This window comes from Marinifilum fragile (genome assembly GCF_963677365.1).
GTDB classification, from domain to species: domain Bacteria; phylum Bacteroidota; class Bacteroidia; order Bacteroidales; family Marinifilaceae; genus Marinifilum; species Marinifilum fragile.
The window spans coordinates 4,483,445-4,502,975 of record NZ_OY781962.1 but is presented as its reverse complement, the minus strand read 5'-3'; the positions used below and the strand labels follow the sequence as shown (position 1 = coordinate 4,502,975).

Sequence of the window (19,531 nt, the reverse complement as noted above, 5' to 3'; positions counted from 1 at the left end):
TTTAATCTTACAATTTAACAACTGTTCCTTCTACTGCTTCAATCGCTGCTTGAGCAGATTTCGAGAATGCATGAGCTTTTACTTCTAACTTAGCAGTAACTGTTCCATTACCTAAAATCTTAACATTATCGTTCTTTGATGCTAAACCAGCATTTACTAAAACTTCTACGTCGATAACAGTAATGTTATTCTTTTCTGCCAAGGCTTGTAAAACTTCAACATTAATAGCTTTGTATTCTTTTCTGTTGATGTTCTTAAATCCAAACTTAGGAACTCTACGTTGCAAAGGCATTTGACCCCCTTCGAAACCAACTTTTTTAGAGTATCCAGATCTTGACTTCGCACCTTTATGTCCTCTTGTTGAGGTACCGCCTTTACCTGATCCTTGACCACGACCGATTCTCTTTCTAGATTTAGTCGATCCTGCAGCGGGTTTTAAGTTACTTAAGTCCATATCTATTTATTACTAAATATTTACAATGATTATTCTTCTACGGAAACCAAGTGTTGTACTTTAGCCACCATACCTTTAATTTGAGGTGTAGCTTCATGTTCAACAGTAGCATTGATTTTATTCAAACCTAATGCTTCCAAGGTTTTTTTCTGGCGATCGGTACTACCGATTTTGCTCTTGATTTGAGTAATTTTAATCTTAGCCATTTTCCTTAAATTATCCGTTAAACACTTTATCTAATGAAACACCTCTGTGCTCAGCAACTGTATGAGCATCTCTCAATTCAGCAAGTGCATTGAAAGTAGCCTTTACAAGGTTGTGAGGGTTTGATGAACCTTTTGATTTAGCAAGTACGTCGGTTACCCCAACACTCTCTAATACGGCACGCATCGCACCACCGGCTTTAACCCCGGTACCGTGAGAAGCAGGCTTAATGAAAACCTGTGCTCCACCATATCTTGATAATTGTTCGTGAGGAATAGTTCCTTTGTAAACAGGTACTTTAATCAAATTTTTCTTAGCAGCCTCTACTCCTTTTGCAATAGCAGTGGTAACCTCGTTTGCTTTACCAAGTCCCCATCCTACTAATCCATTCTCGTTTCCTACAACAACAATTGCAGAGAAACTAAAAGTTCTACCACCTTTTGTTACTTTAGTAACACGATTAATAGCAACCAGTCTGTCTTTCAATTCTGCGTCGCTGGTCTTAACGTTTTTGATATCTGCCATAATTATTAAAATTTAAGGCCACCTTTACGAGCAGCGTCCGCTAATGATTTAACTCTACCATGGTATAGATAACCATTTCTATCGAAAACAACACTAGAGATACCTGCTGCAGTTGCTTTTTCAGCAATTGCTTGTCCTACTAGTTCAGCTTGTTCAATTTTATTTACTGATTTTTCAGCGATTTCTTTAATAAGTGAGCTAGTCGCTAATAAAGTTTTACCTGAAAGATCATCGATCAATTGTACTGAAATCTGCTTATTTGAACGAAAAACTGACATTCTTGGTCTTTCAGCAGTTCCAGAAACAGACTTACGAATTCTTCTTTTAATTCTTAGTCTTCTTTCTTGCTTAGTTAAAGCCATAATTTACTGTTTTAGAAATTATTTACCTGCAGATTTACCAGCTTTTCTTCTAAGCTGTTCTCCAACAAATTTAATACCTTTACCTTTATATGGCTCAGGTTTTCTGAATGATCTGATTTTAGCAGCTACTTGTCCTACTAATTGCTTATCGCAACTCTCAAGAGTGATAATTGGATTAGCACGCTTTTCAGTTACAGCAGTTACTTTAACCTCAGGAGCAATTTCCATGTGGATTAAGTGAGAGTAACCAAGAGCCAATTCCAAAATCTGACCATTTGAAGTTGCACGGTAACCAACACCCACTAGTTCTTGCTCAATTTTATAACCTTCAGTTACACCGACAACCATGTTGCTCACTAATGAACGGTACAAACCGTGCATTGCTTTGTGTCTTTTCTCTTCAGAAGGACGTTCAAGAACGATAGTATTTTCTTCTACAGAAACTTTGATTTCGGCATTAATTTGTTGTGTTAATTCACCTTTAGGTCCTTTAACAACTACTGAATTATCTTTATTTACCGTTACGCTTACTCCGGCAGGCAAATTGATAGGTAATTTTCCAATTCGTGACATTTCTAATCCTCCTTAATTAATAAACGTAACACAATATTTCACCACCAACATGCTTCTGACGAGCTTCCTTGTCGGTCATAACTCCCTGAGAAGTAGAAAGAATCGCAATTCCTAAACCGTTAAGTACGCGAGGTAATTCTAAAGCTCCACAATATTTTCTCAAACCTGGTTTTGATACACGCTTAAGATCTTTGATTGCTGGAATTTTGGTTTCAGGATGGTATTTCAAAGCAATTTTAATTACTCCTTGAAGTCCATCGTCTACAAATTTGTAGTTAAGGATATAACCTTTATCCTTAAGAATCTTTGTCATTTCTTTTTTCACGTTCGATGCTGGCACTTCAACCACTTTGTGGTTTGCCATGATCGCATTTCTTAAACGTGTAAGAAAATCTGCTATTGGATCTGTCATTATAATAAAAAATTAAATTGATCCCGATTGCTCGGGACAATATTTAACAATATTCTGATAAGCAATTTTTGATTACCAACTTGCCTTTTTTACTCCTGGGATCAAACCAGATGAAGCCATTTCACGGAAAGTGATACGACTTATTCCGAATTGTCTCATGTAACCTTTCGGACGTCCGGTTAACTTACATCTGTTGTGTAAACGAACAGGTGAAGAGTTTTTTGGCAAACGACTAAGAGCGATGTAATCGCCTTCCTCTTTAAGTTTAGCTCTTTTAGCTGCGTATTTCTCAACTAATTTCTGACGCTTAACTTCGCGAGCTTTCATTGATTCTTTAGCCATCGTCTTATTTTTTTAGATTTTTAAATGGTAATCCAAATTCTCTCAATAGAGCATAAGCTTCTTCGTCGGTATTAGCAGTAGTAACGAAAGTAATGTTCATACCCATGATTTTGTTAATGCTATCCAAAACAATCTCTGGGAAAATGATTTGTTCTTCGATACCTAAAGTATAATTACCTCTACCGTCTAATTTGCTCTTGATACCTCTAAAGTCACGAATACGTGGTAAAGCAACACGAACTAATTTTTCAAGAAATTCGTACATACGCTCACGACGAAGAGTAACTGTAGTACCAATTGGCATACCTTTACGAAGCTTAAAGTTCGAAATATCCTTTGATGAGATAGTCTGAACTGCTTTCTGACCTGTAATGGCAGTCAATTCGTTTACAGAGAATTCAAGTAATTTTTTATCAGCAATTGCCTGACCAACACCTTGGTTAATTACTATCTTCGTTAATTTAGGTGCTTGCATTACAGTTTTGTAATCGAATTCCTTCATTAAAGCAGGAACGATCTCTTCTGCATACTGTTTTTTAAGAGTCGGTGTATAGCTCATTACTTAATCTCCTCCCCTGACTTTTTAGAGTATCTAACTAATTTATTGTTGTCGCCCATTTTTCTACCGATACGGGTAGCTTTTCCTGTTGAAGGATCTTTCACATTCAAATTAGAAATGTGAATTGGAGCTTCTTTTTTAACGATACCACCTTGAGGATTCTCAGCGTTTGGCTTGGTGTGTTTAGAAATCATGTTAACACCTTCAACGATCGCACGTTGCTTGTCAACAAGAACCTCTAATACTTTACCTTCCTGTCCTTTTGATTCCCCAGCGTTTACAATAACGGTATCACCCTTTTTAATATGTAACTTCATTGTTCTAGGTTTACAAAGATTATAAAACTTCTGGTGCTAAAGAAACGATCTTCATGTTAGTTTCACGTAACTCTCTTGCAACAGGTCCAAAAATACGGGTTCCTCTCATTTCACCAGCAGTGTTCAACAAAACACATGCGTTATCATCGAAGCGAATATAAGATCCGTCTTGTCTTCTAATCTCTTTTTTGGTGCGAACAACAACTGCTTTTGTTACTGTTCCTTTTTTCATATCGGAACCGGCGATAGCGTTCTTCACGGTAACCACAATTTTATCTCCAATTGAAGCATAACGTTTTTTGGTACCGCCTAACACGCGGATACAAAGTACTTCCTTTGCTCCACTGTTATCAGCTACTAATAGTCTACTTTCTGTTTGTATCATGATTACTTAGCTCTTTCAATAATTTCCACTAATCTCCAACTCTTATTTTTACTTAAAGGTCGGGTTTCCATGATTTTTACGGTATCACCTTCGTTACAGGTGTTTTCCTCATCGTGAGCAGTGAATTTTTTGGTTTTGTTCACAAATTTACCGTAAATCGGGTGTTTTTCCTTTGTGTGAACTGCAACAGTAATGGATTTTTCCATTTTGTTGCTAACCACAACCCCGATACGCTCTTTTCTAAGATTTCTTTCCATCACTTTTTTACTTTTCAGTTAATTGTCTCTGACGTAACTCTGTCATTAATTTGGCAATGTTGCGTCTCGTTTCCTTAATTTGCAAAGGATTTTCCAAAGGTGAAATAGCGTGATTTAGTCTGAAGCGAGTTAATGATGCTCTTTCAGCATCCAACTTTTCTACTATTTCCTGTGTTGTTAACTCTTTAATTTCTGAATTCTTCATGATTAATCATTTGAACTTTCAACATAATCACGTCTTACGACAAACTTTGTAGTAACAGGTAATTTTTGAGCTGCAAGACGCAATGCTTCTTTAGCTACTTCGTAAGGAACACCCTCACATTCGAATAACATTCTTCCTGGTGAAACAGGAGCAACGAATCCTTCTGGAGAACCCTTACCCTTACCCATACGTACCTCTGCAGGCTTCTTAGTGATCGGCTTATCTGGGAAAATACGGATCCAGATTTGACCTTGTCTCTGCATATATCGGGTTACTGCCACACGAGCAGCTTCAATTTGACGACCAGTAATCCACTTTTCTTCAAGTGACTTGATCCCAAAAGATCCAAATGCTAACTCAGTACCGCGATTAGCGTTACCTTTCATTCTTCCCTTTTGTTGTCTTCTAAATTTTGTCCTTTTTGGTTGTAACATCGTACTAATTCTTTAAAATTTAAAGACTACTTCTTTTTTCTTCTATTAAAACCACCTTTTCCTTTTGGACCACGGCTATCTTTCATGCCTGCGTTTGGTGTAAGATCACGTTTTCCGTAAACTTCACCTTTACAGATCCAAACTTTGATACCGATCAAACCGTAAGTAGTCAAAGCTTCAGCTTGACAGTAATCGATATCAGCTCTTAAGGTATGAAGTGGGGTACGTCCTTCTTTATACATTTCAGCACGCGCCATTTCCGCTCCATTCAAACGGCCAGAAATCTGAACTTTGATTCCTTCAGCACCCATTCTCATAGTAGAAGCAATAGCCATCTTAATTGCTCTTCTGTAGGCGATACGGCCTTCAATCTGACGAGCAATATTATTAGCAACGATTACAGCATCCATTTCTGGACGTTTAATCTCGAAGATATTAATTTGTACTTCCTTATCTGTAATCTTCTTCAACTCTTCTTTCAACTTGTCAACTTCTTGACCACCTTTCCCGATAATGATACCTGGACGAGCAGTGTTGATAGTGATAGTGATTAATTTAAGAGTTCTTTCGATAATGATTTTAGAAATACTTGCTTTAGCTAAACGAGCATTTAGGTACTTTCTAATTTTGGTATCTTCAACAAGCTTATCGCCGTAGTTTTTTCCGCCAAACCAGTTAGAATCCCATCCTCTGATGATTCCTAGTCTATTTCCTATTGGATTTACTTTTTGTCCCATTCTAACTATTCTTTTGTATTATCGGCAGTTTTGCTACCCAATAATATAGTTACATGATTTGATCTTTTTCTAATTCTATGTGCTCTCCCTTGTGGAGCTGGTCTTAGACGTTTAAGTATTCTTGCTGAATCAACACAAATTTCTTTGATGTATAATTCATTTTCCTCAATTCTTTGACCTTCGTTCTTTGCTTGCCAGTTGGCAATCGCAGAAAGCAATAGTTTTTCTACGCGAATCGATGCTTCTTTCGGACTGAAACGAAGTACATCTAAAGCTCGGTTCACCTCCATACCTCTTACCATATCGGCAACAAGTCTCATTTTTCGAGGCGAAGTAGGAACATTTTTCAAGCTAGCAAATGCTTTGCTCTTTTTTTCCTCCTTTATTTGGTTTGCTCTTATTCTTTTTCTTGCACCCATTTTTACAAATTCAAAATGTTAAATTAAAACGACCCGCTTATTTTTTCTTCTTATCAGCGTGTCCTCTAAAAGTACGAGTTGGGGCAAATTCACCTAATTTATGACCTACCATGTTTTCAGTAACATAAACAGGAATGAATTTGTTTCCGTTGTGAACGGCAATCGTGTGACCTACGAAATCTGGAGAGATCATAGAACGACGTGACCAGGTTTTAATCACAGATTTTTTACCTGATTCGTTTTGCTCCAATACACGTTTCTCCAATTTGAAATCGATAAAAGGGCCTTTTTTTAATGAACGACTCATAACAATCTAATTAATCAAATTACTTTTTCCTTCTTTCAACAATATACTTATTAGAAGCTTTCTTCTTAGCACGAGTTTTGTAACCCTTAGCTAATAGACCTGTTCTAGAACGTGGGTGTCCACCTGAAGATTTACCTTCACCACCACCCATTGGGTGATCAACCGGGTTCATTACTACACCACGAACACGAGGTCTTCTTCCTAACCAACGAGTACGACCAGCTTTACCGCTTCTTTCCAACGCATGGTCAGTATTAGAAACAGTTCCGATAGTTGCTTTACAAGTTACTAGGATCATTCTAACTTCTCCAGAAGGTAATTTGATCATTGCATATTTGCCTTCTCTTGAAACAAGTTGAGCATATGCACCAGCGCTACGAGCCATCACAGCACCTTGAGAGGGTCTTAATTCAATATTATGAATTATTGTACCTAATGGGATATCAGATAATGGCATTGTGTTTCCGATTTCTGGAGCTACCTTTTCGCCAGAAAGCAAAGTTTGTCCAACTTCAAGTCCGTTTGGAGCGATGATGTAACGTTTCTCACCGTCAGCATACACAAGCAATGCGATGCGTGCAGTACGGTTTGGATCGTACTCAATCGAAACAACTTTTGCTGGAACATTGTCCTTGTCTCTTTTGAAATCAATAACTCTATATCTTCTCTTGTGACCACCACCTATATATCTCATTGTCATCTTACCAGTGTTATTTCTACCACCAGTTTTCTTCATTGGTCTTAACAATGATTTCTCAGGTTTGTCTGTAGTTACCTGCTCAAAGGTATTTAAGATCTTATTTCTTTGACCAGGAGTTACAGGTTTTAATTTACGTACAGCCATTTTCTATTAAATATTGCTATAAAAATCTATATTATCACCTTCAACTAAAGTAACGATCGCCTTTTTGAAAGACGCAGTTCTTCCTGCAATTACACCAGCTTTAGTGTAACGGCTCTTCTTCTTACCTTGATAATTCATGGTATTTACAGCCGCAACTTTTACATTGTACATTGATTCAACTGCTGCCTTAATTTCGATCTTTGTCGCTCTACGATCCACAACAAAACCAAAGCGATTGAATTTTTCGCTTTGATCAGTCATTTTCTCAGTAACGATTGGCTTAATTAAAATATCCATTTTTTTAAACTTAGTTTAGTTTAAACATTTCATCAAGTCCTTTTACAGAACTTTCTACAAACACCAAAGTTGAAGCTTTCATAATGTCGTAAGTTGCAAGGTCAGAAACACGAACAACGTTAACATTCTTCAAATTACGAGAAGACAAATATATGTTTTTATTATCTTCAGATAAAACTAAAAGCACTTTTTTATCAGCTACTTTCAAGCTATTCTGAATATTAACAAATTCTTTTGTCTTTGGAGCTTCGAAATTGAAGTCTTCAACTACCATTAATGCATCGTTTTGAGCTTTGATCGTTAAAGCAGATTTACGAGCCAATTGCTTCAGTTTTTTATTCAATTTGAAACCGTAGTTTCTTGGACGAGGACCGAAAACGCGTCCACCTCCTCTGAAGACAGGTGACTTGATGCTACCAGCACGTGCTGTACCAGTACCTTTTTGTTTCTTTAGTTTGGCAGTACTACCAGAAATCTCAGCTCTCTCTTTCGATTTGTGAGTTCCCTGACGTTGGTTCGCCAAAAATTGTTTAACGTCTAGGTAAATAGCATGCTCATTTGGTTCGATGCCAAAAACTGAATCATTTAATTCAATTTTTCTACCAGTATCTTCTCCAGCTGTGTTTAAAATCGCTAATTCCATTACTTCTCAATAATTACGTATGAACCTTTAGACCCTGGAAGAGATCCTTTAACTAACAATAGGTTATTTTCTTTGATAACCTTAAGAACTTGAAGGTTTTCAACCTTCACAGTTTTGTTACCGTCGCGTCCAGCCATTCTCATGCCTTTAAATACGCGAGCTGGGTAAGATGCAGCACCAATAGAACCAGGCGCACGTAAACGGTTATGCTGACCGTGTGTCGCGCCACCTACTCCGCCAAAACCATGACGTTTTACAACACCTTGGAAACCTTTACCTTTTGAAATACCGGTAACATCCACGTATGGAGTGTTTTCGAATAAATCAACATCGATAATGTCTCCTAATTTGTATTCGTTTTCAAAATCTGAAAACTCAACTAGTTTTTTCTTAGGAGTTGTGTTTGCCTTTTTAAAGTGCCCATCTAGCGCCTTAGTTGTTCGCTTTTCTTTCTTTTCATCAAAAGCCAACTGAAGTGCTTCGTAACCATCAGTCTCAACAGTTTTGATCTGGGTTACAACACATGGACCTGCCTCAATGACAGTGCATGGAATACTTTTTCCCTCGGCACTGTAAACGGAAGTCATTCCGATTTTTTTTCCAATTAATCCTGGCATTTCTCTTTACTTTTTTAAAAAATAAATCTTACTAGATTATCAAACTTTAATTTCAACTTCTACACCGCTAGGCAACTCTAGCTTCATCAAAGCATCAATTGTATTTGCAGTTGAACTGTAAATATCAATCAAACGCTTGAAAGAAGAAAGTTGAAACTGTTCTCTTGATTTCTTGTTCACGAAAGTAGAACGAAGAACAGTAAAAATTCTTTTGTGTGTTGGAAGTGGAATTGGACCACTAACAACCGCACCTGTAGCCTTAACTGTCTTTACGATTTTCTCAGCCGACTTGTCAACCAAGTTGTGATCGTAAGATTTCAGTTTAATTCTAATTTTTTGGCTCATCTTATTTAGATATTATACGATGATATAATTATAATAATTCAACTTTACCCTTTGCATTCTCTACAACTTCTTTAGCAATACCTTTAGGTACTTCCGCGAAGTGAGCGAATTCCATAGAAGAGTTTGCACGACCTGAAGACAATGTTCTTAACACAGTTACATAACCGAATTGTTCCGCCAAAGGTACTTTAGCATTTACAACACGTGCACCATGTTTCGATTCCATTCCTTCAACCTGACCACGACGCTTGTTCAAGTCACCGATGATATCACCCATGTATTCTTCTGGAGTAATAACTTCAAGTTTCATGATTGGCTCAAGCAACACTGGAGATGCTTTAGCACACGCAGCCTTGAATCCCATCTTAGCAGCCATCTCGAAAGACAATTGATCCGAGTCAACAGGGTGGAAAGATCCATCAAACAATGTTACTTTCAAAGTATCAACAGTGTAACCTGCCAACACACCATTTTTCATAGCTTCTTGGAAACCTTTTTGTACAGATGGAACGTATTCTTTAGGAATGTTACCACCTTTGATTTCGTCAACAAACTGCAATCCTTCACCTTCGAAATCTGCATCAACAGGTCCAATGCGGAATTGAATATCAGCAAATTTACCACGTCCACCAGACTGCTTTTTGAATACCTCACGATGTTCAACAGTTGCAGTAATAGCCTCTTTGTAAGCAACCTGAGGTGCACCTTGATTACACTCTACCTTAAACTCACGTTTCAAACGGTCGATAATAATATCCAAGTGAAGCTCACCCATACCTGAGATTACAGTTTGACCTGAATCTTCGTCAGTTTTAACCTGGAACGTTGGATCCTCTTCAGCTAATTTACCAAGAGCCATACCCAATTTATCAACATCTTTTTGAGTCAATGGCTCAACAGCGATACCGATTACTGGATCTGGGAAATCCATAGATTCAAGCTCGATTGGAGTTTCTCTCTGACAAAGGGTATCACCAGTACGAACATCTTTAAAACCTACACAAGCACAAATATCACCAGCTTCTACACGATCAATAGCATTTTGCTTATTTGAGTGCATTTGGTAAATACGAGAAATACGCTCTTTGTTACCTGAACGAGTATTAAATACATATGAACCAGCATCGATGAAACCTGAGTAAACACGTGTAAATGCCAGACGACCTACGAATGGGTCAGTAGCAATCTTAAATGCTAAAGCTGCCAATGGTTCGTCAACATCTGGTTTACGTGTTACTTCTTCGTCAGTACCAGGAACAGTACCTACGATAGCATCGATATCAAGTGGTGATGGCATAAATGAGATGATTGCATCCAATAAACGCTGAACACCTTTGTTTTTAAATGCAGATCCACAAAGCATAGGAACGATTTCCATAGCAATAGTTGCTTTACGGATAACCGCCAACATCTCTTCTTCAGTAATTGAATCTGGATCTTCGAAGAAACGCTCCATCAACTCCTCATCTTGCTCAGCTACTGCTTCCACCAACTTCTCTCTCCACTCGTTAGCATCAGCAACCAAGTGATCTGGAATTTCTTCTAGAGTATAGTTTGTTCCATTCTCATCATCGTACCATACAATAGCTTTCATAGCGATCAAGTCGATCACACCTTTAAAGCTCTCTTCTGATCCGATTGGAATCTGAATTGGAATAGGATTAGCTCCTAATTTTTCTTTTACCTCACGTACAGCTTTGAAGAAGTCAGCACCTGAACGGTCCATCTTGTTTACAAAACCCATACGAGGTACTTTGTACTTATCAGCTTGTCTCCAAACTGTTTCAGACTGTGCCTCAACACCACCTACCGCACAGAAACATGCAACAGCACCATCAAGAACACGCAAAGAACGCTCTACCTCTACAGTAAAGTCAACGTGACCTGGGGTATCAATAATATTGATCTGATACTTATCGCTATTGTAGTTCCAGTAACAAGTAGTAGCAGCAGAAGTAATTGTAATACCTCTTTCCTGCTCTTGCTCCATCCAGTCCATTGTAGCAGCACCATCGTGAACCTCACCAATCTTGTGAGAAACACCTGTATAATACAGAATACGCTCGGTAGTTGTTGTTTTACCGGCGTCGATGTGTGCCATAATACCAATGTTTCTGGTAAATTTTAAATCTCTCTTAGCCATTTTCTTTTTCCTCTAATTGCTTATACAATTATTAAAATCTAAAGTGAGCAAAAGCACGGTTAGCTTCAGCCATTCTATGAGTATCCTCTTTCTTCTTATAAGCACCACCTTCTTCATTGTAAGCAGCAACAATTTCTGCAGACAATTTTTCAGCCATAGATTTACCAGATCTCTTACGAGCAAAAAGAATCATATTCTTAATAGAAATAGAAACTTTTCTTTCTGGACGAATTTCCATTGGAACCTGGAAGGTTGCACCACCAACACGACGAGACTTAACCTCTACAGCCGGAGTAATGTTTTCCAAAGCTTTTTTCCAAATCTCAAGTGGAGATTTTTCTAGCTTTTCAGTTTTAGACTTAACGATCTCTAATGAATCGTAGAAAATTTTGAACGCAAGATTTTTCTTACCGTCCATCATCAAGTCATTTACAAATCTTGTAACCAAAACATCATTAAATTTTGGATCTGGCAACAAGATTCTTTTTTTAGGTCTTGATTTTCTCATTTCTTTTAGTTTACGAGTTATTCGTATGTCAGCTGCCCAAGTGCGTCTTCAACAGTCTCGCGACTATTTACTCAACCAAGTGGGAACAACACCTAAACTATAACTCCTACAGTTACAAACTAGATTTTACTTTTTCTTTGGTCTCTTAGTACCATACTTAGAACGACGCTGCATACGACCTTCTACCCCTGAAGCATCAAGAGCACCACGAACAAGGTGATATCTTACCCCTGGAAGATCCTTTACACGACCACCTCTAATCAATACGATAGAGTGCTCTTGCAAATTATGTCCTTCTCCTGGAATGTAAGCATTCACTTCTTTTCCGTTAGTCAATCTAACACGAGCAACTTTACGCATTGCTGAGTTAGGCTTCTTAGGTGTAGTGGTATACACACGCACGCAAACCCCTCTTCTTTGAGGACAAGAATCCAACGCTGGAGCCTTGCTCTTCTCTTGAAGCTTGGTTCTTCCTTTTCGAACTAACTGTTGAATTGTAGGCATATTAACAATTACTTTTTAATTAAATATATTTTAACAAATTGGTTTGCAAAGGTATTATTTATTTACTAAAAACAACAATCGTTATGTTGATTTTTGCAAAAATCCCCTTGAAATCAGCGCACAAAGGTAAGAAAAGCCTTTTAAAAGTCAAATAGTGATCAAATAAAAAAATCAACTGATTTTAAATTAGTTCCAACTCACCTCTGCCAATCTTAGAAAAATAGCGCGATAAAGATAAAAATACGACCAAAATTCCTGCATGTCAATTATTTTCCACAAATAGACCTAATGCATATTGTATCTTATTAAAAAGTTAATTAATTTGGTAAGCCTTAAAACCTAAAGCCGGGCACTAACCTAACCCCCGGTTTTGATACTTATTTTATATAAACCCAAAAAAATACGATTATGAAAGTGTATCAATCAAACGAAATTAAGAACATCGCCCTCATTGGCAACGCCGGCTCGGGTAAAACTACCCTTGCCGAATCTATGTTGTTTGAAGGCGGTGTTATTACAAGACGCGGAAACGTGGAAGATAATAACACCGTTTCTGATTATAATCCTGTAGAACATGAATATGGCAACTCCGTATTTTCAACAGTTTTGTATACAGAATGGTTAGGAAAAAAAATCAATTTTATTGATACCCCGGGTGCCGACGATTTTTCCGGAGGTGTAATTTCTGCCTTAAATGTAACCGATACAGGTTTAATGCTTATCAATGCACAGCATGGTGTTGAAGTTGGTACTGAAATTATTGGTAGAAGAGCTGCAGCATTAAACACTCCTCTTATTTTTGTAGTGAATCAACTGGATCATGACAAAGCAAATTTTGAACAATCGATAGAATCATTAAAGACTAATTTTGGCAACAAAGTTTCAATTGTACAGTATCCCGTAAACGTTGGCGCAGATTTTAACGCTGTTGTGGATGTGCTAAAAATGAAAATGTACCAATGGGGACCTGAAGGTGGAAAACCTGAAATTTTAGATATTCCTGATTCAGAAAAAGAAAAAGCGGACGAACTACACAATGAACTTGTAGAATCGGCTGCAGAGAATGAGGAAGCTCTTATGGAATTGTATTTCGATAAGGGAACTCTTACCGAAGATGAAATGCGCGAAGGGATGAAAAAAGGCATGATCGCTGGTGATCTGTTTCCGGTATTCTGTATTTCAGCTAAAAAAGACATGGGCGTGCGCCGTTTAATGGAATTCATTGGCAATATCGTTCCGTTCGTTACAGAAATGCCTGCCATTCCAACTATAAGTGGAAGAGAAGCTAAATGTGACGTTAATGCACCTACTTCGCTATTTGTGTTTAAAACATCAATGGAACCACATATTGGTGAAGTAAGTTACTTTAAAGTAATTTCTGGTAGTGTTAAAGAAGGTGATGATTTGAACAACATCAATAATGGCACTAAAGAAAGATTATCGCAATTATACCTGGTAGCAGGACGAAACAGAGAAAGAGTTTCTGAACTTGTGGCAGGAGATATTGGAGCAACCGTTAAATTGAAGAATACTAAAAACAATCATACTCTAAATGGTAAAGATTGTGATTTCACATATAAAGAAATTAAATTCCCTGAACCAAAATACAGAACTGCTGTTAAGGCTGCTGAAGATGGTGATGAAGAAAAATTAGGTGAATTACTACATCGCATTCACGAAGAAGATCCTACCATTATTATTGAATATTCAAAGGAATTGAAGCAAATCATTCTTCACGGACAAGGAGAATTCCATATGAATACTTTGAAATGGAGATTGCTGAACAATGACAAGATGGAAATTGAATTCCTTAATCCTAAGATTCCTTATCGTGAAACCATCACTAAAATTGCTCAGGCAGATTATCGTCACAAAAAGCAATCCGGTGGTTCAGGACAATTTGGCGAAGTGCATATAATTATTGAACCTTACACTGAAGGAATGCCAGATCCTGTAATGTACAATTTGGATGGCAAGGAATTAAAAGTGAATTTAAGAGGTACGGAAGTACATGAACTAGCCTGGGGCGGTAAATTAGTATTCTGCAATTGTATTGTAGGTGGTGCTATTGATACCAGATTCCTTCCTGCTATTCTTAAGGGTGTAATGGAAAAAATGGATGAAGGTCCATTAACTGGTTCATATGCACGTGATATACGCGTTATTGTTTACGATGGAAAAATGCATGCAGTAGACTCTAATGAAATTTCATTTAAATTGGCAGGTCGTCATGCATTTAGTGCTGCATTTAAAAATGCCGGACCTAAAATTCTTGAACCTATTTACGATGTAGAAGTATTGGTTCCTGAAGACAGAATGGGAGATGTAATGAGTGATCTTCAAACTCGTAGAGCTATGATTATGGGTATGGAAGCTGAAAAAGGATTCCAGAAGATTTTGGCCAAGGTTCCGCTGAAAGAAATGAACCGTTACTCAACTTCGTTGAGCTCTTTAACTGGTGGTCGCGCCCAATTCACCATGAAATTTGATAAATACGAAAAAGTTCCTGGTGATGTTCAAGAAGAATTACTAGCTGCTTACCAGGAAGAAATAGCTGAAGCATAATTGTATTTTAATTATATACCTAGAACCGTCTCACTTTCGAGACGGTTTTTTTGTAACCATTATTCAATACATTATCAGGCAGAAAAAGGTTTTGACCTTATAAAAAATCTTTCTATATGGAATATAGTGAGTACATTTAATGAACACAATTACATGTGCTCAGAATCTTACCAAATAATATGAGATGGTCTTCACAAGTAAGTGTGAACAGTCTTCACAAGTAAGTGTGAACGGTCTTCACAGGTAAGTGTGAATGGTTTGTACTTCCAATGCTCACCAATCCCGTTCGAAGAAAGCAGAAAGCATTTTTTAACTTCTAGACTATATAACTTTATAAACTACCCACTCCAAATCATACAGAGCAAAAAAGTCAAGACCTTTTTGAAAAACATCAAGACCAGATAAAAATAAAGTCTAGACCTTTTTTATCGAAAGTCTAGACTTTTAATTCAACAATTCAAGTATTTTCTATTTCCTAATCAACATAAAGGATCCTTTCTTGGTATACTTTTTGGTTTTCTCCTCTCTTCCAACTGCAGTAATCACATAAAAGTAGGTACCAGGTGTAGCCATTTTGCCATTTACTTTTCCATTCCAACCTTCTTCAGGATTTCTCCATTCATAAACAACTCTTCCCCAACGGTTAAAAACAATAGCATGAAAACTCTCTAAAGATTGAGATTTAATTCTCCAAACATCATTCCTACCATCTCCATTTGGTGTAAATACATTTGGAACTTGAACTAAAGAAGTGTCTACCACAATTGGGGTACTTAACGTCATACTATCCTTACAAACCTCAGACCCTTTATCAGACTTAACAATTAGTTTAACCAGATACTTTCCTGGGTGCTCATAGGTAAAATCAAACGGATCTTTATCATCTGCCAATAAAATACCATCCGTCAACAAACGATCTTCATCTTTAGTTGCTTCCTCAGGTACTCTTTCAACATCCTGATACAAGTACCACTCATATTCTGTAGCATTAATAGAGTTATTTGTAAATTTCACCTCTAGTGGCGCCTCTCCCTTCTCTGGCACAACCGAAAAATCAGCTTTAACTTTATAGGTTTTAGATACAATTGGCTTGGATGTAAAATCACATCCATATTGATCAGTAACAAGCAACTGGTACGTTTTATCCACTTCATTTGCTTCCTCATCGATAAAACTCTTATTAACATTATTGAAAGGTAAAGTGTTTAAAACTTCACCTGCAGTTAATAATTCCTGATTATCTCTTATCAAAGAAAACTTTAATTCTACACCTCCATCAACCAAATTTGAAATCACATTCTTCTTATTGGGCACATTATCGATATCTGTATATTGTAAATTCACAGGCAAAAAAGAAGCCGTAAAATATACTCCAATACAATCCAATTTATCTAAATTCAAACTGCTAGTATTGACATTATTCAAAACCCAAGCTTGATCAGAAACATCAGACTCCCCACTTTTTGAAATAACAACTCTATAAAGACCATCATCTCTCATTGGTAAATACGACTCAGTCTGATTCGTTTCCGTAGTAATAGGCATCGTAAAATCAGAAGTATTAACATCCCACTTGGTCCACTCAAAAGTCCAACCATTTGTTCCATCCGGAGATGATGCTTTTAATTCTCCTACTTTTATATCACCAGGATCACAAAACACAAAAATTGAATCGTTTGCTGAACTGCTATACTCAGTTAGAGTTCTGTAACTAGCCTTTTCGGCAGATATCTGAGCATTTACATTCTCGGCAAAAATTGCAGAAAATATTACAATAAAAGTCATAACAAACTTAACGGAATATCTAAAATCGGATTTGATTATCATCTTTATCTGGGACATTTAATTTTCATATCTTAATTTACAATATTAAAAAAAATTAAGCCGTTTTTTCCATATTAATGAATTAACTTGTGCCTTAATTTGCAAAAAGAATTCAATATTAACACACAAGTGTTATTTTTGACACTCGAAATTTACAGATAAAGAATTGTTAGAATGGAATATTTGAATGAGTTAAATCCTGTTCAGAAAGAAGCTGTTGAAAATTACACCGGACCATCGCTAGTTATAGCTGGTGCCGGATCAGGGAAGACCAGAGTACTTACCTATAGAATTGCTCACTTGTTGAATCAGGGTGTTCGTCCTTATTCGATTTTGGCCTTAACATTTACCAACAAGGCGGCTCGCGAAATGAAAGACAGAATTGCCAATGTGGTTGGACAAGAGCAGGCACAAAGCTTATGGATGGGAACATTCCACTCTATTTTTTCTAAAATTTTAAGGTATGAAGCTGAACATTTAGGATTCGATTCGAACTTTACCATTTACGACACTCAAGATTCTCGTAATCTTTATCGTGCCATAATCAAAGAAATGCAGCTAGATGATAAAGTATACAAACCTAATGAGGTACAGAATCGAATTTCATCGGCTAAAAATAACTTGGTTACATCTGCAGCATACGCTAACAATGCTAAAGCTCAAAAAGCTGATGCCGAAGCAAGAAAACCTCGAATCTCAGAAATTTACAGTAGGTATGCACAAAGGTGCAAACAAGCCAATGCAATGGATTTTGATGATTTGCTTTTGCAAACCAACATCTTATTCAGAGATTTTCCAGAAATATTAGCCAAATATCAAGATAAGTTCAAATACGTTTTGGTGGATGAGTACCAGGATACCAATTACGCGCAATATTTAATCGTGAAAAAATTGGCAGAACAACACAAGAATGTTTGTGTTGTAGGCGACGATGCTCAGAGTATTTACTCTTTCCGCGGTGCTAAAATTGAAAACATACTGAATTTTAGAAACGATTATCCAAACTACCAGTTATACAAACTGGAACAAAATTACCGCTCTACTCAGAATATTGTAAACGCTGCCAATAGCATTATTCATAAGAACAAAGGCCAAATACAAAAGGAATCATTTTCGGATAATGAAGAAGGTGATAAAATCAGAATTATAAAAGCCTTAACCGACCATGAAGAAGGTTACTTGATTACGAATGATATTTTCGAAACCAGAATGCGATCGCATTGTGCTTATCAGGATTTTGCAATTTTGTATCGCACCAATGCTCAATCGAGAATTTTCGAGGAATCGTTACGAAAACTAAACTTGCCTTATAAAATTTATGGCGGCCTGTCTTTCTATCAGCGCAAGGAGATTAAAGACCTTTTGGCCTACTGTAGAATGGCTGTAAATCCGCACGATGAAGAGGCAATAAAAAGGGTGATTAATTATCCAAAACGCGGAATTGGCGCTACTACCATTACAAAACTGCAAGATGCAGCAGCTCAAAATATGCTTAGCATGTGGGATATTATTTGCGGTTTACATGAGCGTCCTTATGGATTAAACGCTGGTACAATCTCCAAAATCTCAAAGTTTGTCAATTTGATAAAAGACTTTCAAGCTCAATTGGAAACTGAAACAGCTTTCGATTTGGCCAACAATATCGCCAACTCAACTGGTATCATTAAAGAATTGTACAACGACAGATCTCCGGAAGGAGTTTCCAGACATGAGAATATCCAGGAATTGCTAAATGGTATACAAGAATTTACGCAAAATGCATTGGAAGAAGGACGCGAATTACACTTGCCAAACTTTTTGGAAGATGTGGCCTTGCTAACCGATCAGGATAATGAAAAAGATGAAGATCGCGATAAGGTTACCTTAATGACCATTCACTCCGCAAAAGGTCTTGAGTTCCCATACTTGTATATTGTTGGTTTAGAAGAGGAATTATTTCCTTCACAAATGGCTACAAGCACCCAACAAGAGTTTGAAGAAGAACGAAGATTATTTTATGTGGCATTAACTCGTGCAGAGAAAAAGGCAACTCTTTCGTTCGCAAAATCGAGATACAAATGGGGAAATATGAGTTATCCCCGTCCAAGTAGGTTTATACGTGAAATTGACGAAAGATTCGTGGAGTATACATACGAACAAGAGCCAGAATTTTCAGGAAATGGTCGCGACAATTACCAAAGTACAACCGAATTCGAAGTTCCTAGTTCGCCAAGTAGGTTTCAACAAAAAAGAAGTTTTTCGGCTAAACCCAAACTAAATCAAACAGTTTCACGCATCAAGCAAAGTAATAACCAGAGCGTTGATCCAAACTTTACACCTTCCGATCCCAATTCAATTCAACCAGGAATGGTAGTTGAACATCAGCGATTTGGAAAAGGTAAAGTGTTGCAAATGGAGGGAACCAACCCAAACATTAAAGCAACTGTATTTTTTAAAACAGTTGGACAAAAGCAATTACTACTTAAATTTGCGAAACTTAAAATTGTAGGATAATTCACTCACAATTTGTAATGATTAAAGAAAACATATACATTTGCAATGAGTTCTAAGACTTTCTAAGTTTGTCGATTACCAAAAACGAAACATTTAAAATTCTTATTTACTTCATTAAAATAAGCGGCAAATCAGAAATAGTCACTACGAATTATTAAGAAACAGACTTCAATTTTATTTTGGTATGTATTGTATTGAACCAATACATTTTATCCATGATATAAATAAAAAATTGATTACCGTAATTAACACAACT

The 19,531-nt window shown here is 37.0% G+C and carries 27 protein-coding genes; 2 read left to right on the top strand and 25 right to left on the bottom strand.

The window, feature by feature from the left end; translation table 11 throughout:
* Nucleotides 1-7: 7 nt before the first annotated feature.
* The 24 genes from rplO to rpsL form a co-directional block, all read right to left on the bottom strand.
* Nucleotides 8-454 (bottom strand): 50S ribosomal protein L15, encoded by a 447-nt coding sequence (gene rplO, locus ACKPCA_RS18250; protein ID WP_054714075.1) that lies wholly within the window; start codon nt 452-454, stop codon nt 8-10.
* Between the two features lie 29 nt (nt 455-483).
* The gene (gene rpmD, locus ACKPCA_RS18245; RefSeq protein WP_054714072.1) at nt 484-660 is read right to left on the bottom strand and encodes a 50S ribosomal protein L30; all 177 of its coding nucleotides are present in this window, start codon (nt 658-660) and stop codon (nt 484-486) included.
* A gap of 10 nt (nt 661-670) precedes the next feature.
* A complete protein-coding gene (gene rpsE, locus ACKPCA_RS18240; RefSeq protein ID WP_054714068.1) occupies nt 671-1,183 on the bottom strand; it encodes a 30S ribosomal protein S5 in 513 nt (170 codons plus the stop codon).
* Between the two features lie 5 nt (nt 1,184-1,188).
* Complete coding sequence (gene rplR, locus ACKPCA_RS18235; RefSeq protein ID WP_054714065.1) at nt 1,189-1,545, bottom strand: 50S ribosomal protein L18; 357 nt, start codon at nt 1,543-1,545, stop codon at nt 1,189-1,191.
* Between the two features lie 18 nt (nt 1,546-1,563).
* Nucleotides 1,564-2,118: a 50S ribosomal protein L6 gene (gene rplF, locus ACKPCA_RS18230; RefSeq protein ID WP_054714062.1), complete on the bottom strand. Its 555-nt coding sequence runs from the start codon at nt 2,116-2,118 to the stop codon at nt 1,564-1,566.
* 16 nt (nt 2,119-2,134) lie between these two features.
* Nucleotides 2,135-2,530, bottom strand: coding sequence for a 30S ribosomal protein S8 (rpsH, locus tag ACKPCA_RS18225; protein ID WP_054714057.1), 396 nt, complete (start codon nt 2,528-2,530; stop codon nt 2,135-2,137).
* 72 nt (nt 2,531-2,602) lie between these two features.
* Nucleotides 2,603-2,872, bottom strand: coding sequence for a 30S ribosomal protein S14 (gene rpsN, locus ACKPCA_RS18220; protein ID WP_054714054.1), 270 nt, complete (start codon nt 2,870-2,872; stop codon nt 2,603-2,605).
* 4 nt (nt 2,873-2,876) lie between these two features.
* Nucleotides 2,877-3,431 carry a 50S ribosomal protein L5 gene (gene rplE, locus ACKPCA_RS18215; RefSeq protein WP_321280329.1) on the bottom strand — a complete coding sequence of 185 codons (555 nt, stop codon included), beginning with the start codon at nt 3,429-3,431 and terminating at the stop codon, nt 2,877-2,879.
* Nucleotides 3,431-3,748: a 50S ribosomal protein L24 gene (gene rplX / locus ACKPCA_RS18210; RefSeq protein ID WP_054714048.1), complete on the bottom strand. Its 318-nt coding sequence runs from the start codon at nt 3,746-3,748 to the stop codon at nt 3,431-3,433. Before rplX ends, rplE begins: the two co-directional genes overlap by 1 nt.
* A 19-nt stretch (nt 3,749-3,767) precedes the next feature.
* On the bottom strand, nt 3,768-4,133 hold the full coding sequence (rplN, locus tag ACKPCA_RS18205; protein ID WP_054714045.1) for a 50S ribosomal protein L14: 366 nt from the start codon (nt 4,131-4,133) through the stop codon (nt 3,768-3,770).
* Between the two features lie 2 nt (nt 4,134-4,135).
* On the bottom strand, nt 4,136-4,390 hold the full coding sequence (gene rpsQ, locus ACKPCA_RS18200) for a 30S ribosomal protein S17 (RefSeq protein ID WP_054714042.1): 255 nt from the start codon (nt 4,388-4,390) through the stop codon (nt 4,136-4,138).
* 7 nt (nt 4,391-4,397) lie between these two features.
* Entirely contained in the window at nt 4,398-4,595 is a 198-nt protein-coding gene (gene rpmC, locus ACKPCA_RS18195; protein WP_054714037.1) for a 50S ribosomal protein L29, read from the bottom strand.
* A 2-nt stretch (nt 4,596-4,597) separates the two neighbouring features.
* Complete coding sequence (rplP, locus tag ACKPCA_RS18190; protein WP_054714034.1) at nt 4,598-5,029, bottom strand: 50S ribosomal protein L16; 432 nt, start codon at nt 5,027-5,029, stop codon at nt 4,598-4,600.
* Nucleotides 5,030-5,055: 26 nt separating this feature from the next.
* A complete protein-coding gene (rpsC, locus tag ACKPCA_RS18185; RefSeq protein WP_054714031.1) occupies nt 5,056-5,766 on the bottom strand; it encodes a 30S ribosomal protein S3 in 711 nt (236 codons plus the stop codon).
* A gap of 5 nt (nt 5,767-5,771) precedes the next feature.
* Nucleotides 5,772-6,185: a 50S ribosomal protein L22 gene (gene rplV / locus ACKPCA_RS18180; RefSeq protein ID WP_054714028.1), complete on the bottom strand. Its 414-nt coding sequence runs from the start codon at nt 6,183-6,185 to the stop codon at nt 5,772-5,774.
* Between the two features lie 37 nt (nt 6,186-6,222).
* Entirely contained in the window at nt 6,223-6,492 is a 270-nt protein-coding gene (gene rpsS / locus ACKPCA_RS18175; RefSeq protein ID WP_054714025.1) for a 30S ribosomal protein S19, read from the bottom strand.
* 19 nt (nt 6,493-6,511) lie between these two features.
* A complete protein-coding gene (rplB, locus tag ACKPCA_RS18170) occupies nt 6,512-7,336 on the bottom strand; it encodes a 50S ribosomal protein L2 (protein WP_321280328.1) in 825 nt (274 codons plus the stop codon).
* 6 nt (nt 7,337-7,342) lie between these two features.
* Entirely contained in the window at nt 7,343-7,633 is a 291-nt protein-coding gene (rplW, locus tag ACKPCA_RS18165) for a 50S ribosomal protein L23 (protein ID WP_054714020.1), read from the bottom strand.
* Between the two features lie 10 nt (nt 7,634-7,643).
* A complete protein-coding gene (gene rplD, locus ACKPCA_RS18160; RefSeq protein ID WP_054714017.1) occupies nt 7,644-8,276 on the bottom strand; it encodes a 50S ribosomal protein L4 in 633 nt (210 codons plus the stop codon).
* The gene (gene rplC, locus ACKPCA_RS18155) at nt 8,276-8,893 is read right to left on the bottom strand and encodes a 50S ribosomal protein L3 (RefSeq protein ID WP_321280327.1); all 618 of its coding nucleotides are present in this window, start codon (nt 8,891-8,893) and stop codon (nt 8,276-8,278) included. Before rplC ends, rplD begins: the two co-directional genes overlap by 1 nt.
* 39 nt (nt 8,894-8,932) lie before the next feature.
* Nucleotides 8,933-9,238 (bottom strand): 30S ribosomal protein S10, encoded by a 306-nt coding sequence (gene rpsJ / locus ACKPCA_RS18150; protein WP_110361030.1) that lies wholly within the window; start codon nt 9,236-9,238, stop codon nt 8,933-8,935.
* 28 nt (nt 9,239-9,266) lie between these two features.
* A complete protein-coding gene (fusA, locus tag ACKPCA_RS18145; protein ID WP_321280326.1) occupies nt 9,267-11,381 on the bottom strand; it encodes an elongation factor G in 2,115 nt (704 codons plus the stop codon).
* A 31-nt stretch (nt 11,382-11,412) separates the two neighbouring features.
* Entirely contained in the window at nt 11,413-11,889 is a 477-nt protein-coding gene (gene rpsG / locus ACKPCA_RS18140) for a 30S ribosomal protein S7 (RefSeq protein ID WP_054714007.1), read from the bottom strand.
* A gap of 126 nt (nt 11,890-12,015) precedes the next feature.
* On the bottom strand, nt 12,016-12,393 hold the full coding sequence (gene rpsL / locus ACKPCA_RS18135) for a 30S ribosomal protein S12 (protein ID WP_054714004.1): 378 nt from the start codon (nt 12,391-12,393) through the stop codon (nt 12,016-12,018).
* Nucleotides 12,394-12,801: 408 nt separating this feature from the next.
* On the opposite strand from rpsL, the gene ACKPCA_RS18130 reads away from it, so the two are divergent.
* Nucleotides 12,802-14,958 (top strand): elongation factor G, encoded by a 2,157-nt coding sequence (locus ACKPCA_RS18130; RefSeq protein WP_054714001.1) that lies wholly within the window; start codon nt 12,802-12,804, stop codon nt 14,956-14,958.
* A 468-nt stretch (nt 14,959-15,426) separates the two neighbouring features.
* Here ACKPCA_RS18130 and ACKPCA_RS18125 read toward each other — a convergent pair whose 3' ends face one another.
* Complete coding sequence (locus ACKPCA_RS18125) at nt 15,427-16,785, bottom strand: gliding motility-associated C-terminal domain-containing protein (RefSeq protein WP_321280325.1); 1,359 nt, start codon at nt 16,783-16,785, stop codon at nt 15,427-15,429.
* A gap of 171 nt (nt 16,786-16,956) precedes the next feature.
* Here ACKPCA_RS18125 and ACKPCA_RS18120 point away from each other — a divergent pair, with 171 nt between their 5' ends.
* The gene (locus tag ACKPCA_RS18120) at nt 16,957-19,275 is read left to right on the top strand and encodes an ATP-dependent helicase (RefSeq protein ID WP_321280324.1); all 2,319 of its coding nucleotides are present in this window, start codon (nt 16,957-16,959) and stop codon (nt 19,273-19,275) included.
* Nucleotides 19,276-19,531 lie beyond the last annotated feature (256 nt).

Bases quoted from the DNA above. Each gene is read 5' to 3' on its own strand.
- rplC (WP_321280327.1), bottom strand. From the start codon at position 8,893: ATGCCAGGATTAATTGGAAAAAAAATCGGAATGACTTCCGTTTACAGT.
- ACKPCA_RS18125 (WP_321280325.1), bottom strand. From the start codon at position 16,785: ATGATAATCAAATCCGATTTTAGATATTCCGTTAAGTTTGTTATGACT.
- rpsH (WP_054714057.1), bottom strand. From the start codon at position 2,530: ATGACAGATCCAATAGCAGATTTTCTTACACGTTTAAGAAATGCGATC.
- rpsE (WP_054714068.1), bottom strand. From the start codon at position 1,183: ATGGCAGATATCAAAAACGTTAAGACCAGCGACGCAGAATTGAAAGAC.
- rplX (WP_054714048.1), bottom strand. From the start codon at position 3,748: ATGAAGTTACATATTAAAAAGGGTGATACCGTTATTGTAAACGCTGGG.
- rpsN (WP_054714054.1), bottom strand. From the start codon at position 2,872: ATGGCTAAAGAATCAATGAAAGCTCGCGAAGTTAAGCGTCAGAAATTA.
- rpsG (WP_054714007.1), bottom strand. From the start codon at position 11,889: ATGAGAAAATCAAGACCTAAAAAAAGAATCTTGTTGCCAGATCCAAAA.
- ACKPCA_RS18130 (WP_054714001.1), top strand. From the start codon at position 12,802: ATGAAAGTGTATCAATCAAACGAAATTAAGAACATCGCCCTCATTGGC.
- rplB (WP_321280328.1), bottom strand. From the start codon at position 7,336: ATGGCTGTACGTAAATTAAAACCTGTAACTCCTGGTCAAAGAAATAAG.
- rpsJ (WP_110361030.1), bottom strand. From the start codon at position 9,238: ATGAGCCAAAAAATTAGAATTAAACTGAAATCTTACGATCACAACTTG.
- ACKPCA_RS18120 (WP_321280324.1), top strand. From the start codon at position 16,957: ATGGAATATTTGAATGAGTTAAATCCTGTTCAGAAAGAAGCTGTTGAA.
- rplF (WP_054714062.1), bottom strand. From the start codon at position 2,118: ATGTCACGAATTGGAAAATTACCTATCAATTTGCCTGCCGGAGTAAGC.
- rpmD (WP_054714072.1), bottom strand. From the start codon at position 660: ATGGCTAAGATTAAAATTACTCAAATCAAGAGCAAAATCGGTAGTACC.
- rpsL (WP_054714004.1), bottom strand. From the start codon at position 12,393: ATGCCTACAATTCAACAGTTAGTTCGAAAAGGAAGAACCAAGCTTCAA.
- rplW (WP_054714020.1), bottom strand. From the start codon at position 7,633: ATGGATATTTTAATTAAGCCAATCGTTACTGAGAAAATGACTGATCAA.
- rpsC (WP_054714031.1), bottom strand. From the start codon at position 5,766: ATGGGACAAAAAGTAAATCCAATAGGAAATAGACTAGGAATCATCAGA.
- rplN (WP_054714045.1), bottom strand. From the start codon at position 4,133: ATGATACAAACAGAAAGTAGACTATTAGTAGCTGATAACAGTGGAGCA.
- rplE (WP_321280329.1), bottom strand. From the start codon at position 3,431: ATGAGCTATACACCGACTCTTAAAAAACAGTATGCAGAAGAGATCGTT.
- rplP (WP_054714034.1), bottom strand. From the start codon at position 5,029: ATGTTACAACCAAAAAGGACAAAATTTAGAAGACAACAAAAGGGAAGA.
- rplO (WP_054714075.1), bottom strand. From the start codon at position 454: ATGGACTTAAGTAACTTAAAACCCGCTGCAGGATCGACTAAATCTAGA.
- rplV (WP_054714028.1), bottom strand. From the start codon at position 6,185: ATGGGTGCAAGAAAAAGAATAAGAGCAAACCAAATAAAGGAGGAAAAA.
- rplR (WP_054714065.1), bottom strand. From the start codon at position 1,545: ATGGCTTTAACTAAGCAAGAAAGAAGACTAAGAATTAAAAGAAGAATT.
- rpsS (WP_054714025.1), bottom strand. From the start codon at position 6,492: ATGAGTCGTTCATTAAAAAAAGGCCCTTTTATCGATTTCAAATTGGAG.
- rpmC (WP_054714037.1), bottom strand. From the start codon at position 4,595: ATGAAGAATTCAGAAATTAAAGAGTTAACAACACAGGAAATAGTAGAA.
- rplD (WP_054714017.1), bottom strand. From the start codon at position 8,276: ATGGAATTAGCGATTTTAAACACAGCTGGAGAAGATACTGGTAGAAAA.
- fusA (WP_321280326.1), bottom strand. From the start codon at position 11,381: ATGGCTAAGAGAGATTTAAAATTTACCAGAAACATTGGTATTATGGCA.
- rpsQ (WP_054714042.1), bottom strand. From the start codon at position 4,390: ATGGAAAGAAATCTTAGAAAAGAGCGTATCGGGGTTGTGGTTAGCAAC.